Origin of the sequence: Candidatus Profftia sp. (ex Adelges kitamiensis) (assembly GCF_020342455.1) — a bacterium.
Lineage (GTDB): Bacteria > Pseudomonadota > Gammaproteobacteria > Enterobacterales > Enterobacteriaceae > Profftia.
Genome location: NZ_CP080506.1, coordinates 175927 through 195251, shown reverse-complemented (window position 1 = coordinate 195251; position 19325 = coordinate 175927). Strand labels below are relative to the sequence as shown.

General features: G+C 22.0%; 5 protein-coding genes. 1 reads left to right on the top strand and 4 read right to left on the bottom strand.

The genetic code is table 11. The features are described from left to right. Nucleotides 1-1091: 1091 nt before the first annotated feature. Nucleotides 1092-2588: an inorganic phosphate transporter PitA gene (gene pitA, locus K0T98_RS00400; RefSeq protein ID WP_225639450.1), complete on the bottom strand. Its 1497-nt coding sequence runs from the start codon at nucleotides 2586-2588 to the stop codon at nucleotides 1092-1094. A gap of 5006 nt (nucleotides 2589-7594) precedes the next feature. On the opposite strand from pitA, the gene polA reads away from it, so the two are divergent. Then, a complete protein-coding gene (gene polA / locus K0T98_RS00395; RefSeq protein ID WP_225639449.1) occupies nucleotides 7595-10390 on the top strand; it encodes a DNA polymerase I in 2796 nt (931 codons plus the stop codon). Between the two features lie 3360 nt (nucleotides 10391-13750). Here the strand turns inward: polA and iscU are convergent. The 3 genes from iscU to rsmC all read right to left on the bottom strand — a co-directional run bounded on the left by iscU (nucleotide 13751) and on the right by rsmC (nucleotide 19257). After that, the gene (gene iscU, locus K0T98_RS00390) at nucleotides 13751-14146 is read right to left on the bottom strand and encodes a Fe-S cluster assembly scaffold IscU (RefSeq protein ID WP_225639448.1); all 396 of its coding nucleotides are present in this window, start codon (nucleotides 14144-14146) and stop codon (nucleotides 13751-13753) included. 31 nt (nucleotides 14147-14177) lie between these two features. Continuing rightward, entirely contained in the window at nucleotides 14178-15392 is a 1215-nt protein-coding gene (locus tag K0T98_RS00385; RefSeq protein ID WP_225639447.1) for an IscS subfamily cysteine desulfurase, read from the bottom strand. Between the two features lie 2815 nt (nucleotides 15393-18207). Then, the gene (rsmC, locus tag K0T98_RS00380) at nucleotides 18208-19257 is read right to left on the bottom strand and encodes a 16S rRNA (guanine(1207)-N(2))-methyltransferase RsmC (protein ID WP_225639446.1); all 1050 of its coding nucleotides are present in this window, start codon (nucleotides 19255-19257) and stop codon (nucleotides 18208-18210) included. Between the last annotated feature and the right edge of the window lie 68 nt (nucleotides 19258-19325).

Sequence of the window (19325 nt, the reverse complement as noted above, 5' to 3'; positions counted from 1 at the left end):
TATTATCTTTAAAGATAAGTATATTTTTATTATATAGACACACAAAATCTTGGATTATAAAATATTTTACTAGAGTAAAAATAATAGGAAAATCGTTCTATTATTTGACTTATACTCTTGAAATAATATTTTTAGTTTTAATTAATTTGAAGAGCATAAATAGAAAACAATTTTATTTTGAACAAATGAATAAAATTTTAATAAAAATTTTATATAAGTAGTTTTTTGTATGTTCCTAACTATTACCAATAATATCTTATTTAATTATTAAAAAATTAGGATATTAAGAAGTATGAATAATCGTTTTTACCACAATTAATTATATGAAATTAATTTACATTATTTTTATGCTTGTTTATGATTGATTATACTATGTTTAGTATATAGATTAAAAACCTATATAAATAACGTCCCATAACTAAAATAATATTTTTAATAAGTACGAAATATTAATAAAAAAACCCACAATCTTTATTATTAAAATTTTAGTTCCATCTAAAAAATATTCTAACTGATAACATTACTAATGTTATCTAATTTACTGAGAATAAAGATTCTTATTTAGAAAATTAATTATGATTGTAGATGTCAGTTAGAATAACTTATTTCATATTACCCGGTTATAAATAAGGTTATTAATTTTTACTGGTAAATAATCCATATTTATATTAAAACTTAAAATATAGATATATATCTATATTTTAATAATTTTATCTTTTTAATTATTTATAGTAAGTAAAATACTAGCATATTATAACTGTACATTACTTAATGATTCAAGATATTAAGTAATAGTTTAAATATATCACATATCTATCAGTATATTTACTACTAATTAGTACCTCTATAAATAATTATTACTTTAACAATACAAAAGATAAAAAATATACATTTATAGCAATACTATACTTTCTTTACTACTAAATAATTTATTTAGAAATCAAACATAACGGTTTATATTAGTTCTTTATTTTACTAAAAATATTAATAATAAAAGTATACCTCTTACTCTAAGGACTTGATTAATATATCAGACTCTTAAAAAGCATGAATACACATTCATTAAATATTTTTATATTCTGCAGAATTATTTAAATAATAAAGATAAAAGCAAACCAATACAAGATACTAGAAAGTATCATAGCTGTAGGAAGACTTATTAACCATACCAACAGAATACTTTTAATTGTTTTTTTCTGTACACCACTACCATCTGCAATCATAGTACCAGCTATGGCTGAAGAAAGCACTAAGGTAGTAGAAACTGGCATACCAGTATAACTTGCTACACCTATAGAAATTGCAGTTGTAATCTGAGCAGAAATACCTTGAGCATAAGTCATATCTTTTTTACCGATTTTTTTGCAAATAGTATTAGCTACACGACGCCAGCCTATTATAGTGCCAAAAGAGAGCGATAGAGCAACCATAACTATAATTGATATAGGTGTGTATTCTACGGTCTTCAATAAATCTTTATATAAATTATTTAATAAATATTTATCTTGAATATCATTTTCAGCAAGATTGCCTGCTTTACTAGCAGTATCCGCAAAACAAATTAATAAACGACGCATTTTATTACGTTCATCAAGGTTTAAACTGTTATAACTTTGTAAGTTATGTAGCATTATTTTAGCATGATTTATAGCAATTAATATACTAGAATCATCACAATAAATATTATGATGACCAGTGGTAGTTGTATTTATAGTATTAGATGAATTAACTCTAATAATATTAGACATGTATTTTTGATGCATGTGATAATATTGTTCTAAATGTATTATTGCATCGCGAGTACGCGATATATCATAGCTAGTTGCATCCATATTCACTACAAATCTGGCCGGAGCTAAGCCAATTAATACCAACATTAACAAACCGATACCTTTCTGACCATCATTTGCACCATGAGAAAAACTAACTCCTATCGCTGATAAACTAAGAGCAATACGTATCCAAAAAGGAGGTTTACGTTTTCCATCTATTCTTGTACGTTCAGCAGGTGTCATATGGATGCGACGACGTTTTTTTGTGTTATTCCAATAACGACGAAGTATAAATACCATTAGACTAGCTAACACTAAACCAATCAGGGGTGATAAAATCAACGAGAACAAAATTTCAATAATCTTAGCAATATTTAAATCATCTAATATAGATGTGTGTGTTATTATAGAGTTAGTTAATACTACTCCAAGAATAGCTCCAATTATTGTATGAGAACTAGATGCAGGTAGAGCGAAATACCAAGTACCAAGATTCCAAATAATAGCCGATAAAAGCAAAGAAAACATCATAGTTAAAACATGATTTGTACCTACATTTAAAAGTAAATCTATTGGTAAGAGATGCACAATTGCATAAGCGACACTTAAACCTCCCAATATTACACCTAAAAAATTAAAAATACCTGACATTATGACTGCAATCTGGGATCGAAGTGCACGAGTATAAATTACTATGGCTACTGCATTTGCAGTATCATGAAAACCATTAATAGCTTCATAAAATAAAACAAATATTAATGCACATATTAACATTAAACTAGTTAAAAAATTTAGTCCTATAAATAAATCTAACATAATAATTAAGCCATTTAGTAATGCAAATATAGTACTTAATCTTACTTAAGAGTAAGACTCAGAATAGCATAATTAGATATTTTACTATATGAATAATATTCATTTGTGATATATATCAGATAATTTTATTATTTTTGTATATGTTGAAAATTAAATTATATTTTACTTATTATTTTTACTAATTTTTTTATAATCTTTTATACTATTATGTTCTTACTTATATCTATAAATCTTTATTTATCTTTATATATATTAATATATCTATTGTTTAATTAAATATATATTAAAATTTATAATTATATTAATCAATGCTAACTAATAACTTTTATGATAAAAATTTAGTGTATTTATTAAAAGATAAAAAATATTAGGTAACTATCATATATTTTATATATACATAGGATGTAGATACTTAAAACTCTTTTATAAATATTTAATAATATTATTTGTGCTTAAATATATTTTATTAAGGTTTGATTATCTAAATTATAAATTACGAAAACTATATTAATAAGTTAATTATTTATTATTACTAAAATATTTAATAATATTTTTTATTAATCACCTTAAAATATTATTAGCATTTTGCTATTTTTATGAAAAATTACTATTTTTCTATGAAAATTACTAATATTCTAAAATATTTTTTCTATAAATTTTTTAGATTATTCAATAATGTATCTTAAATAATATTATTTATCTTCTAAATTAATTATTTAAATAGCAACGAAATATTTTGATATTTATCTAAATAAATAGTACTTAGTTTAATTATTAAATTAATTACTAAATGTTTTTTAACAAAAAATGTCTTATTTACATAGACCTTTAGTAATCATTATAAAAATATTTTTATCTTTAAATTCTCTAGATTATTTATAATTGATTTATATACTTAAAGATTAATTAATTAATCACTCTTCTAATGTAATATATTAAATTACTAGTAATAATAAGCTCTCTTTTACAAATACAAAATATTTTTATTAGTATACCATACTACTGTTCTATACTTTCTTTAAAAGAAGAATTTAATAAAATGTTAAAGCATACGAATCAAGTAATGATTTTATAACTAAGTTTCACTAAATAATAGAATATTAATATCTAAAAAAATTATAATTAGATTAGTATTTTTTAGAACACATAACTACAGTTTAAAATAAATGAAATAATATTTATTACAAGGAATAAATATTAGCAAAAATATAATTTTAATTATTAAGATAATTTTATATCAATAAAGATTTTTTAAATTAAAAAAATTATTTATTATGAAATAGTTATGAATAATTTTATTAATTAAATATTATTTCAATGATTTACTATATTCACCATCAACTATTTAGTTTATTAATTAGAATAAATCAAGAATATAATATTAATAAATAGTAAATTTTACTATATAGATATAAACAAATAAATAATATAAATTATTATAATTTTATATATTAAAGTATTATACTACTCATTAATACATTAAAAATTAAACTCATTTTATCCTTTATAAAACTTATATTAATAACTTTTTGAGAAATAAATGGAACAATATTATTTATAGTAATGTACTACAATACAGATATCAGTTTATGTATTTTATATCTATTAGTTGATATTGTAAAAAATTTTTACTTATATTAATAGCATCTCAATAAAAATAACTATTGATATGTATTGTATCTTAGAGCGTAATAAAATATTTATGTATAAATAAATTTTATTGAGGTACATAATACTTAAATACAAACATTACTGCTGTCTAGTAATTTTATAAAAATATAAACTAAGGCATAAAATTATAAGAATCTTTAACTAATTGCTATCAAAGAAATTAACTATATTATATAGTATAAATTTAAATAAAAAAACATAATATTATAAAACTAAATAGTAGTTTAAATGTATTAGAACATTTTCTAAAATTAGATTTAATTATTTAAATTATTTTAAATATATGTATTATTATAAATATATAGTAAATTATCAAAATAATGTTATTAATTTAAATGTACTTTTAATAATATACTAAAATATTTTAATATTATTAAGATAATAATAATATTCAACAACTTCTTTAAAGTACTTTATTGTTTTAACATTTAGCTCTATAGTAGGAAAGTTTATTATGTAATATTATATATTTTAGATATACCTATAAGGTATTAATAAACTACATATAATGTATACCACCTTCAATAACAACCTTAAAGTGCCTGTAATTTTAGCTCTTTGACCAGTAACTAAAATTATTACATCTTCTGTATCAAGAAGAGTTTCTATACTCATAGTTAATGTATATTTTAGTACTAAATTTTTATTACTATTAAAAAAACAGGAATTAGCCGTACGGAGTGTCTGTGGTTAAGATTTTAAATCCTCGTGCAAGGTAACAGGAAAGATCCCTGTTCATTAAACACAACATGAACATCCTTTACCTATATACTACCTACAAATATATTTATTGTATTATAGTATTTTTTCTTTTGAAAATAACAACATTTAACGTTTAAGTTATAAACTATACCATTTAGCAAATTGCTATTCTTACTTTGTATACTTAAATAATTAAAAAATTATTATATATAAAACTATAATAACTTTATGGATGTTATTTCTATAACTTAATGTATTCATTAATGGTAAGTACTATAATATTTTAAGAACTAATTTTACCAACCTAGTATAATGCAATTAAATATTTTATAAGTTTATACTTATAAGGTACTGCTACTATTATAAGTAAGCTAAGCACAAATGAAAGTTCTACGGTTATCTTAAACATATTAAAGAAATTAATAATATAAAGAATAGACCACATAAACTTACTTCTTTAGAATGACTTGATAAAATTAATCTTATAGAAAGTATACCTTAATTATTAGTGATATAAATTTATACTAAAATAGTACTAATGTTATAATTTTTTAAAAAATAAAAGTATAGCGTCATGCTATATACTAATGATTATAAGAATTATAGAAAAACTGCATTAATAGTAATTAAATTTATTGTACATATAAAAGTATATCTTATAAAAGGATGTATCATTAAAATTACATTTAATCTAAGTTATCCCTAATGTTAATCAACAGGAAAATATAAAAACTACTTAGTATTAATTATTATATATAAAAGAAATATTATCATTAAAAATAAACCGTTTATATATTATATATTTTCATTAAAAATTATTTTTAATGAAAATATTTTACTATTTTATAAAATATTTAGATCATTATCATAACATAATTATTAATAGCATGGAGATAAATGATAACTCATATTAAGAAAAAATATGTTAAATAAGTATTATTTATTATACGGGGAATTAATATATAAATATTAGAGTGAATTAAAATATTTATTATATTAAAAAATAATTATTTATATTATAAGTAATTATAAGCTATTTAATATCATACCTAAAGTATTTTAATAGTTTTTGGAAACTTTAGAATTCATTACAGTCAAATTAAATAAATAAATTTTTACCAAAATATAATTTTTATATTATAAAATTAAGCATTTTAAATTATTAAATTTTTATTTATAAATTATAACATTGACAGTAAAATATATCACAGCGTGATATATTTTATAAACATTAATTACAGCTAATAATATACAATAAGCAAATATAAAAGTATAAAAATTATAAATATAATTAATAACCATTAATATAATATTTTATATATTCTTAGTAAAATACTTTTAATCAGTAAATAAATAAAATTTTTATATCAAAAAAACATAAAAAATACATATTAATTTACATAAACTAATGTTCTTTACTTAGTTTCTATTAAAAACTGATATAAGAAATATTTCTTTAAATATATATGTATATATATTTGTATGAAAAATAAAAATTATTCATTCATTTTGGTTATCATTTATTTAATTTTTTATTAAAATATACTTATTTAACATAAAGACTTATTTAATCTACTAATAGAATATTATATTTTCTAAATTTATACATGATAAATTAATCATAAAATTATACAATTTAAGGAATATTTCTTGTTAAGATAATAATTTTTTATATTTATTACAGTATAAAAAGTTTTTTTATTAAATTATAATGAATTATAACGATACCTATATTAAAATTAATGATAAATATAAATACTATATTTTATATTTAGTATTAAAATATACCTCATATTACTGATATATTATTTATACTGATATTTTTATACTATTAAGAAATAAAAATAATATTATATAATTTATAAGGTAAATGATATCCAATAAACTATATATCTTACGCTATACTCATATTTATTTTATTATTTTATAATATAATTCATTAATTAATACTAGTTAACATTAAAAGAGTAATTACTCTCTAACATAAAATTTATATTTTATTAAATAAATTACTTTATAAAATAAGTAATTCTAAATAATTTTAATTAAATTATAATATAATTAATTAGTATTATACTAAAATAGTATTTTATGGGTGCTTTCTTTTATAATATTCAAATATTATATAATTTTATATTCAAAAATTATATATAAATTATACAAGCGGAGTATTGATTCTAAATATATATACAAACTAGTTATATAAACTATTTTTAATAAAAAATTTTTATTCCCCTAAATTTTCTTTCAGTGAGTATTAATAAAGATTTTTTATTTTTATAGAAAAAATATATTTTATATTAATAAAATACAATTATTTTAGGATCTGAGAAATTAATTGCATTTAAAAGAGTGTAGTGATTTTTTTAAAAAAATAAATATACATAAAAGTTAACAATATTTAACATATAATTACTAATCAATATTTTATATATATTAGATTACTTATGCATTGTTAGTTATTAAAATAATTAGGCAATAATTTTGTTATTAATCATTTTTTATAAAAGTAATTATCATTTTAAGTACACTTAAAATTCTAGACTAATCTTAATTCTTTAGATAAAATTAGTTAATTACTTCAATAATAATATTCCACTGCACAAAAAGAAATAGTAAGTTAAAAATATATTATGGCTAAAATACCTGTAAATCCTCTTATTCTAGTTGATGGATCTTCATATCTTTATCGCGCACACTACGCTTACCCTCCGCTTGCTAACTCTACAGGTAAGCCTACAAGCGCAATATACGGCGTATTAAATATGCTGCGCAATTTGATACTACAGTATCACCCAAGTCACTTAGCAGTAATATTTGACGCTAAAGGTAAAACTTTTCGTGATCAATTATTTATAGAGTATAAATCTCATCGTCAACCTATGCCTGAAAAATTATATAAACAAATAGAACCACTACACAAAATTCTAAAGGCTCTTGGTTTGCCATTACTTACTGTCTTAGGGGTGGAAGCAGATGATGTCATTGGAACGTTAGCAAAATCTGCCGAGAAGTATGGTCGTCATGTACTCATTAGTACCAATGATAAAGATATGGCTCAATTAGTTACACCGAATATTACATTGTTAAATACTAATAATACGATTCTAGGACCAAAAGAAGTTTTTGATAAATACGGAGTACCTCCAGAATTAATTATTGATCTTCTCTCATTAATGGGTGACTCCTCAGATAACATCCCTGGTGTACCAACAATAGGAAAAAAAATAGCTCAAACTCTATTACTAGAGATAGGCAATCTAAAAGAAATCTATAATAATTTAGATAAAATTGCTAATTTAAGATTTAGAGGATCTAAAAATATTAGTACTCAATTAAAATTATATAAGTATCAAGCAGAACTATCATATTTATTAGCAACCATTAAAACTAATGTCACTTTAGAAATCGATTATCATGATCTCCATCGTAAACAAATAAACACTACAGAATTACACAAGTTATTCAGTTTATATGAATTTAAACTTTCACTAGAATATACCAAAAAAGGTTTATGGTTAAACAATAAAAATTTTTTATTAAAAAATAAATTATCAATAGTAGATATTAAAAAAATACCCCCAATTTTAAAAGAAACTAAACCTTTATTATCACAGGATCAATATATTATAATTCTTAATTATGTTGAACTTAATGACTTAGTAATAAATCTAAAAGCAGCAAAAATTTTTTCCTGTAACACCCAAACTGACTCCCTAGATATACTAACTGCTAATCTAGTTAGCTTGTCATTTGCTACTGAATTTGGTATGACTGCATACATTCCATTGAACTATAATGATCTTAAAATCACTGTAAAACTAAATCGTGAAAGTGTATTAGCTAAGTTAAAACCATTATTAGAAGACAGCAGCCTACTTAAGGTAGGTCACAATCTTAAACATGATCACAGTGTATTAGCACGCTATGGTATTGAGATGAGGGGTATGGCTTTTGATACTATGCTAGAATCTTATAATTTAGACAGTAGTTCTGGTCAACATGATATATATCACTTAACTAAAATATATCTTAAACATAACATAATAACCTTAAAAAATTTTCTTGAAAAAGAAAATAATCATTATAACATAAACAAAATACTTTCAAAAAATATTAGTTCTTATAAAATTAAAGATCCCAATATAACCTTACAATTACATCTTACACTCTGGCCACAATTAAAAAAAGAACAAAGCATAAAACAAGTTTTTACTGATATAGATATACCTCTTATTCCCGTACTTTCACGTATGGAACGTATAGGCGTGCTAATTAATAGCCACATCTTATACAACCACTCGCAAGAATTAACTGTACGTTTATATAATTTAGAAGAGAAAGCTTATCAAGCCGCAGGAAAGGTATTCAATCTTTCTTCTCCAAAACAACTGCAAGAAATTCTATTTAAAAAACAAGAACTTTCTATTATAAAAAAAAATATAAAAGGTATTTCTTCAACTAATAAAGAGGTATTAACTAAACTAGCTCAACAAGGACTAAAGCTCCCCATAATTATCTTGGAATATCGAAGTTTAGCTAAATTAAAGAGCACTTATACTGATAAACTCCTTAATATGGTTAATCCGATTACTCAAAGAGTACATACATCTTATCATCAAGCAGTAACTATAACTGGCAGACTATCTTCCAGTAATCCTAGTTTACAAAATATTCCTATACATAATTATGAGGGACGCAGAATCCGTCAAGCATTTATTGCTCCACAGAACTATAAAATTGTTTCTGCTGACTATTCGCAAATTGAATTACGCATCATGGCTCATTTATCTGGTGATAAAAGTTTACTAAATGCTTTTGCGACAGGAAAAGATATTCATAGTGCAACAGCAGCCGATGTGTTTGGACTAAAATTAGAGGAGGTAACCAGTGCACAGCGCCAGAGTGCAAAAACTATAAATTTTGGCTTAATTTATGGTATGAGTGCATTTGGTTTAGCTCGTCAACTAAATATTGCACGAGTTGAAGCTCAACGTTATATAAATTATTATTTCAATAGATATCCTAAAGTTCTTAAGTATATGGAAAATATACGTCAACAAGCATCTAATCGAGGTTATGTTGAAACTTTAGATGGTCGTCGATTATATTTACCAAATATACATTCTCCTAATATTATGTATCGTAAAGGAGCAGAACGTACGGCAATTAACGCACCAATACAAGGAACTGCTGCTGATCTTATTAAAAAAGCTATGATTACTATAGATTCTTGGCTGATACAACAAAAAAAACCATTAGTTCATATGATTATGCAGATACATGATGAACTTGTATTTGAAGTACATGAATCCGTAATTGATCATACGATAGAAAAAATACAAGAACTAATGGAACAGACTATAGAACTAACAATTCCGCTTAAAGTAAAAATAGGTATTGGAGAAAATTGGGAACAAGCTCACTAAAAATTAAGGTAATCATTATAATACGAATATAAATCAAGTATCTTATTAAGATTAATTAATATATTAACAAACAATCAGCCAGCCAATCTTAATGCAAAAAACCCAAACTAACTATTATCCCAGAATATCAGATGTGATAGAATTTGATTCTATTTAATTTATTTTGATATCCTCATCTTAAGAATTATTTCATTATATTATAAAATTAACTCACTAAATAAAAAATTTGTTTTTAAATATTATAGATTGAGCTAATAAAATAGCTAAATAAGATTGTTATCTTTAATCATGGTAGATCTTTTTTATTAAACTAGTATTTTTTATAACTATACATACAGTTTATCATTCATATGATTATAAATAAAGTTAGTTTTAATTTTAACTTAATTATTATCCACTCTCTTTATGTAGTTCTTACATAAAACTATGTTTTAATATAAACAGTATTATAATTAATATATCTAAATAATTTTATTATAGGGATATAAACTATTGTTTTCTATACAATACAAAAATTTTTCTCTTAATATTAAGAATAGTATAATTATAATTAATCTTACCGTTTAAATAAATATAAATTCAATACAAATACTTTAAGTGTTTTTACTTCATAAGTAATGCTTTTATTATTACTTTCTAAAATCAAGCAAGATGCAATATATAAGTTATATATATTTATTATATTATATGATAATTCAAAGGAATGTATATAAATAATTAATTATATATTATTAGTTATTATCTAATAACAGATAATATGGTCACTAGAAAAAATAATCTAAAACTACTCTTTCTATAATAAAATATTAAAATACATTCTTTTAAATGTTATTTTGATTTACAAAATACCTTTAGATTTTAAAATAACTATAATTTAAGGTAAATGATAAAATTTACATAGTAAAACACTATATTTTAATAGGAGTAAATTTTAAAATTACTTTAATACTTATGGAAGTATATACAACTATTTAGAGTAATGAGTCATAACAGTCTTTAGACTACCTAACACATTTTATATATAATTACTCGATTAGATCGTAGTTTCTGCCTATTATTATGTCTAGACCGGTTAATAGGTAAATTAAAATAAAGAATATTTACCGATATTTTAGATAAAAAATAAGCAGGAAATTTAACTTATTTTTCAATAATACACATGTTATTCCAGTACAGTTTTTTTGACTATAAAATCCAGTGGAGATAAGATTGAAGTATTAGTAGAGCGTGTCTGTTAGACAATACTAGGTATTAGCTTATTTACAATAAACATCTAATATTTCTAATCTTGGCTCAAAACTAATACTAGGTTATAATAAAGATAATATCTTTGTCATGATAGCTAAACTACATCAAACACTATTTAAATTTAAATTTGAAGATAATAGTAATATTACTAATATTCTAAATATAATTTGTTATATACCTTTACTACCGTATACAAGCTTTCCTAATGAAACATTATACTATTAATTTTATTAAACCGTATATAAACTCACATCCTAATATAATTGCCGTAACTACCGCAGGACTGCATTTTGACAAATTATTGTTAACAAAACTAAAAAGGTAAAAAAAAATATTTTTTAATACTTAAAGTAGGATTTAGTACTTTCCAGTTATTACGAGTAAAAAAATATAAAAAATTATAAAATGCATTCTGAATATACTGAGGTTACGCAAGAATTAATAAATGCAATATCAGAGTAATCAAAAGCATGTGGTGATCTTATTATCGCTATAGAAACTACCTCTATTCGTTCACTTAAAGTGAAGTTAATAAGCTATTATTAATCAATTGATAATCCCCCATATTTTTGTTAGGGGATACACAAATTTTTATTTATGCTATTGCTATTGCTAGTAGATAGTTAATGCTATGATAATAAATTTGTATTTTCTATCATCTATAATGATAATGCTTGTTGCTGTATTTGCGGGGGGGGTGTAAAAATATTATACATGCATACGATGAAGCTGTAATAAAACAGTTTTTTTTAGTTATGGGGATACAATATTGATTACCCTTCATAGGTAATGTAATTTAACGGATTAAACTATGATATACATTTATGTAATATTATACTTATTATAATGAAATATATAAAATAAAAATTATATTTTATTATTAAATGTTTACAATATATATTCCTACTCTGATATTATTAATATATAAATTTTATAAAAAGTAATATATTAAAGTGGGTATCACTTAAAATATATTAATCATGATATAAGATATCATTCTATATATCTAACAAAGAGAAAACTACCTAAAAAAATTTTTATCTATCTTAACTATAAGTATAGATATTAAATTTTAAAAGTAATAATTACAACAAGATATCAATATTATTCTTACTAAACATATCTAGGGATATCAGTACTATTTTATCTAATAAAACTCCAAATTCTTCTCTTAAATAATAATTTTATTTTTGTAGTTAACGGGTTCTATATACCTAAATATATATGTTTTTCTAATAAATATTTTTATATTTATAGTTTGAATATAAAATATTTTTTCTTGATCATAGGTAATTTTAATTATTATCTATCTCTTTAATACGATTTATATAATTGCAAATATCATAACTTATCTATTATTATACTAATTACATCAATATTTTAATATTTTATTGCTAATAATAGTATTTAGAGGTTTTTATCAAACAAAATATGATGGAATTAAAACTTTATAATTAAGTATCATATAAAAAATAATTTTATTACCCATACGATTAACATATAACTTCAAATTATTTTAATAAAAAATATATATAATTAATATTAGTGAAGACAATCGCAAAATAAAGTTATTTTAGTAAATGTATATAGTTTATAGGTGTTATATAAATAATATTTATAAGTCTTATAACAAAATTAATATAATAAATATTAGATTATAATATAAAATATATTAAGTATTATATATGGAACTATAAATAATAGTTATACTAATACTTTCTGAAGTTTATTATCCTTTTAGGTTTCTTATATAATATTGTTTTTAACAAAAATATTATAACTATAAATAATATCTTTGATACACTTTTTATCCTGAAGAGTATTTCTTCCAAAAATGTTAAATATATACAATAACTTTACAAAAGTTATATATTTTTATAATTCTCGTAAAGTTATTGTATATGCATAAATTTTTTTAGTATCTAAATCTTTTATTATCTATTTAATACTTATAAGAATAAAAATATAGTATTATAAATACTAATATTTTATCGTATATTAAATTCTTTTCTTAATAGATTTTACTATGTTAATTAAAATAATAAAATTATATGATTTATAATCATAAAATAGTACTAATAAATTAGCAATAAATATAAGATTACTTAACCACTAGATATCACAATCCATAGAATGTTTTGATTTATAATCAGCAATAGCAGCCTTAATGGCATCTTCCGCTAAAATAGAACAGTGAATTTTTACTGGTGGTAAAGCCAACTCTACAGCGATATCATTATTTTTTATATCTTGAGCCTGCTTTAAATATTTACCTTTAATCCATTCTGTCACCAATGAACTTGATGCTATTGCTGAACCACAGCCATAAGTTTTAAATCGAGCATCTTCAATAATACCCTGATTATTTACTTTGATCTGCAACTTCATTACATCACCACATGCAGGTGCTCCAACCATACCACTACCAATAGTATTATCTTCATTCTCGAAAGACCCTACATTGCGTGGGTTTTCATAATGATCAATCACTTTATCACTATAAGACATAATATTTTCTCCTTAACTTTATATACCAATATTAATGAATAGACCATTCTATCTTACTAATATCGATACCCTGCTTAAACATATCCCATAATGGAGATATACTACGTAATCGATCAATAGATTTGCGAACTAAGGTAATTACATAATCAATTTCTTCTTCAGTAGTAAAACGACCTAGTGAAAACCTAATAGAGCTATGTGCTAGTTCATCATTTATTCCTAGTGCACGTAGTACATATGATGGTTCTAAACTTGCAGAAGTACAAGCTGAACCAGAGGAAATAGCTAGATCTTTTAACGCCATAATTAATGATTCTCCTTCTATATAATTAAAGCTTATATTTAGTATATTAGATACACCTTGCTCTAAAGAACCATTTAAATAAACTTCTTCAAGATCTTGTAAACCATTCCATAAACGATTACGTAGTAATAAGAGACTACGCGCTTCAGTAGCCATTATTTCTTTAGCAATACGATAAGCTTCTCCCATACCTACAATTTGATGAACTGGTAAAGTACCAGAACGCATACCTCTTTCATGACCACCACCATGTATCTGTGCTGATATACGCACTCTTGGTTTGCGACGAACATATAATGCACCTATTCCTTTAGGACCATAAATTTTGTGACTAGAAAAAGACATTAAATCAACTTTTAATTTACTTAAATCTATTGGTAATTTACCTACACTTTGTGTAGCATCTACGTGGTATATTATACCACGGCTTCGGCATAATTTGCCAATAGATTCTATATCTTGAATAATACCTATCTCATTATTTACGTGCATAATAGAAACTAAAATAGTATTAATAGTCATTGCTGAGCTAATATCTTCAAGATTAATAATACCGTTACGTTGTGGTACTAAATAAGTAATTTGAAACCCTTCCCGCTCTAATTGTCGGCAAGTGTCTAGAACAGCTTTATGCTCGGTTTTACTAGTAATGATATGTTTACCTTTTTTTTGGTAAAAATTCGCAGCTCCTTTGATCGCTAAGTTATTCGCTTCAGTAGCACCGGAGGTAAATACAATTTCACGAGGGTCACTTACTATTAACTCAGCAATGTTATTACGTGCAATATCTACTGCTTCTTCCGCTTGCCATCCAAAACGGTGAGAACGTGAGGCTGGGTTACCAAAAATTCCATCTAGGGTTAGAAATTTCATCATCTTTTTAGCTACACGAGGATCTACTGGAGTAGTTGCTGAGTAGTCTAAATAAATAGGTAATTTCATTACTTTACTCCGTATGTAATCTCAAAGAGATTTAATTTAATATAAATATATTCAAGAGATAGTATTATAATCAAAATAGATATTTTTTACATAAGAATAATAATATTATTAACTTGAATATTAATACTTATTGAGTACTAGTATATGATACATGTATAGTATATATTCTTAAGTTATAATATCTAATAATTTTATTATTTTAATATCTTCACTAAGAAAATTACTTTTATTATTAATAACTAACTGAAATAATACTTTTATTACGTTATAACATGTTTTATTAAATTATAATTACTACTATCAAAAAAATTTATATATTATTAACTTTTTACATTGAAATAATGTGATTTGTAGAATAATTGTAGTTATATCTAAAAAGTCTTTAACGATAAGGTGATTACTTATTAGTTACGCCAATACTTTTTTCTACAATAGAAATATATAATTAACCATTATTATACTTTTAGATATATCAGATAACATATTTTATTAATCTAGAAATTTATCTCTATAATATTTGACTTTAATATTTAACAAAATTTTTTAAAAACATCAGGAAGTTTATTAATTTTATAAATTCATATTCTTATATAAAAATATATAAACTATTAAATCTAATACTTACTGAATTATTTATAAATTAATATACAATTTATTATAAAGTATATTGAATAATTGTTATTTTTAATAGCTAAAATAATGTAACTAGTTATTAATTTTTTAATTACCTTTAGTAGGGTTGACTTAAATTATATACATATAAAATGATTTTATCCCAATACTTTTACTAAAGTACTTAATTTATTAAGTATAACAACCTAATTGCTATTTTAAATATATATTTGAGATTATTAGATTTAAATCTAAATCATAAAAAAATTTTATCTATTGCAAAATTATGTTTTAACATAAACTTAAAATTTAAGTAATATTTATTGTATATAAATAACACTAAATATATAAAAATTTATCTTAATTAAGAATATAATTAAAAATTATCAATAAAATAATATTTTAAGAAAGATTTTTTCTTGCTTATTAAGACTATTTAAATAAGTAATTTAAATTAAAAATAAATAAATATAAATTTTATATCTTTATAATGTAGCATTTTTAATGCTACTATTTTATAAAACAAAATAATAATATCTTTATTAAGATATTATATAAATAAGTACATTGATTTCTTTATATTTTTACTTATAATAAGGTATTAAATAATTTTTATTAGATATCAGACAAAATAGTAAAATTATGCCTATAGAATTGCCATAGTACTTAATAGAAGAAGTACTATGGCAACTAATATAATAATATAAAAGATATTTATTACTCAGATAAAATTAATAAGCCTAATTCAATAGAATGTATTAAATTAATAATTAATAATTAATAATCTTTACTGAATTATATCAATAGAGTTGATTGCATTTAACTTAATTATATTAAATAAAAACATAAATATAATCAAAAAACACTACTTTATTATAAAAGTAAGAATATATTATTTAAGATAAAATATTTATTTAAACTAATAATTAGAATATTATATTCTATATAATATATATTTTGTAAAAAATAGAATAAATTTCTATTAAATTATTCATCTACTATAATAAATTATTGAAATAATAATATATAATCAATATAAGAATATAATCTTTTAAGTAATTTAGATTATATGCTATTGATTTTTTAGTTATCAGATTGTTCTATAAAAACAAAAAATACTATTAACACTCTATTGATAGTTCCCTGCATACTATATAGTCTTATAAAGTAAACTAATGTAAATAAAAAATTAATAACCTTACTATAAAATAAATATCAATTATTAATATATAATTAACTCTACCTAATAAGATCCATTATACTAAATTTTTAATCTTTAGTATATATATATATAAAATTAAGACCTTTACTGGTAAATTAAGAGTAAAAAATAATTTGTATATATTATAATGAAAGAGCTTAACTATTACATATTTTGTGTACATCTTATTAAGTATTATAATTTTTACTACCCCCTAAAGAGAAGATAGTAAAAGTTATATAAAATATATATATTATTATTCTTATAAATATAATACATAATATAATTAATTTATATATTATGTATAATGAGCAAATTATAAATTAAATAAAAAATAATTATTAGAGAATTATAATTGCATAATAAAAAATTAAATTTAAATAATAATATATAAGACTGAGACATGTATTATAATAATAACTTATATAACTTTAATTATTAAAATAGACTATTTTATTAGATTTAGAGACGTACATATTTATTGTATTTTACTACTTTTGTTACAAAATATATTAAAATTATCAATAATATTAATATACAATAATACTTTTATTAGCGTACATAATATCATTTTCTTAATAAATATATAATTGAACTAAGATACCCCCCCTTTTTTTCTTACTAAATCTTATCAAGATTAAAGTTAGTGAAGTACTTATTTTTATTTACTAAAATTATCTATATTTTACTATAAAATTAGTATTGAATTTATATTGTACTAGTGGTGTATTAGTACATAAAAAATTAAAAAATTCTTTATATAATAAATATTTAAAAAATAAGATGTATAAGCTATTAATTTTAATATAACCTAATATATAAAAGACATAGATAGTATTTTTATTCACTCTTATAATGTTGCCTTATTATAACTTGTCTAATACTTTCTCTTTCTGAAAAATATTTTTTCTTACCCATAATTATAGAGATATATATGCGTATATTAATACTAATATCATTGAGTAATGTAAATAGTAAAAATAAATTTATTCAATTTAATTTTTAATTAAAAAAAATAGTATTTCTATTACTATATATCCCATTTAAATAAGATACATAAACTTTGAAATGTCTAGTTTTAACTAAAACTTGATGTGCTCCGAATACATTATCAAGCATTTGAGCATACGGCAAAAAAGAGTTAGCTACGATACATAGCTTACCTCCTCTTCGCAGATGACTTGGTGCACCATAAATTATTTTTTTAGCATTAGTTAAACTAATTTGTGTGCTGTTATGAAAGGGAGGATTAGATATAATTATATCAAAACATCCTTTTACATTAGAGTAAATATCGCTTGGAATAACTTTGCCTTGTATACTATTTATAGTAAGTGTCATCTGACTAGCTGCTAATGCAGGTGCACTCACATCTATAAGTGTTAGGTTCACTCTTGGAGATATCTTTCCTATTACAGCAGACAATACACCCGCACCGCATCCTACATCTAGGATCTTACCTTTTATATCAGATTGAAATATAGAGAGTAATATCTTACTACCAATATCTAATTTATTAAAACTAAAAACACCTGGTAGTGTTGCTATACTAAGACTACCTATTTGATAATTACTCCACCAATCTGCAAGATTAAAATTAGACTGTTTTTTTAAAAAACCATGATACAAAGCACAATGAAAAGCGCTATCTATTTTTTTTAGTGATCCATAATGTTCAATCATGCCTTCCGCGCTACGTACTCCAGAATGATTTTCTCCTACTATAAACAGTTCTGTACCTATAGGAAGAAAAGAGAAGAGATTATATAAGTTAAATTTTGCTTCCTGTTTACTTTTAGGCCAGTAATATATCATAGCATTAGATTTAACTGTAATTGTATTATTCGCACTTAGACTAAAAAAGCAATTTTTACTCATCAAACTACTAAGTTTCTTCCAATAATTATATTGATTAGCATGAACACTAACATTTACTGCTGTAAATTTTGCTGGTAATATATCCTGCAGATCACCTGCAAAAAGTACTAAGCGTGATTTTAATCTATTACTATGACGCAAAATTAATTTACTAGCAGGAAGTAGTGATAACATTTAACTCTTTCCTTAGATTATTAATATTTTATATAGGAATGAAAGAGATAAAAAATATTTTAAGATTT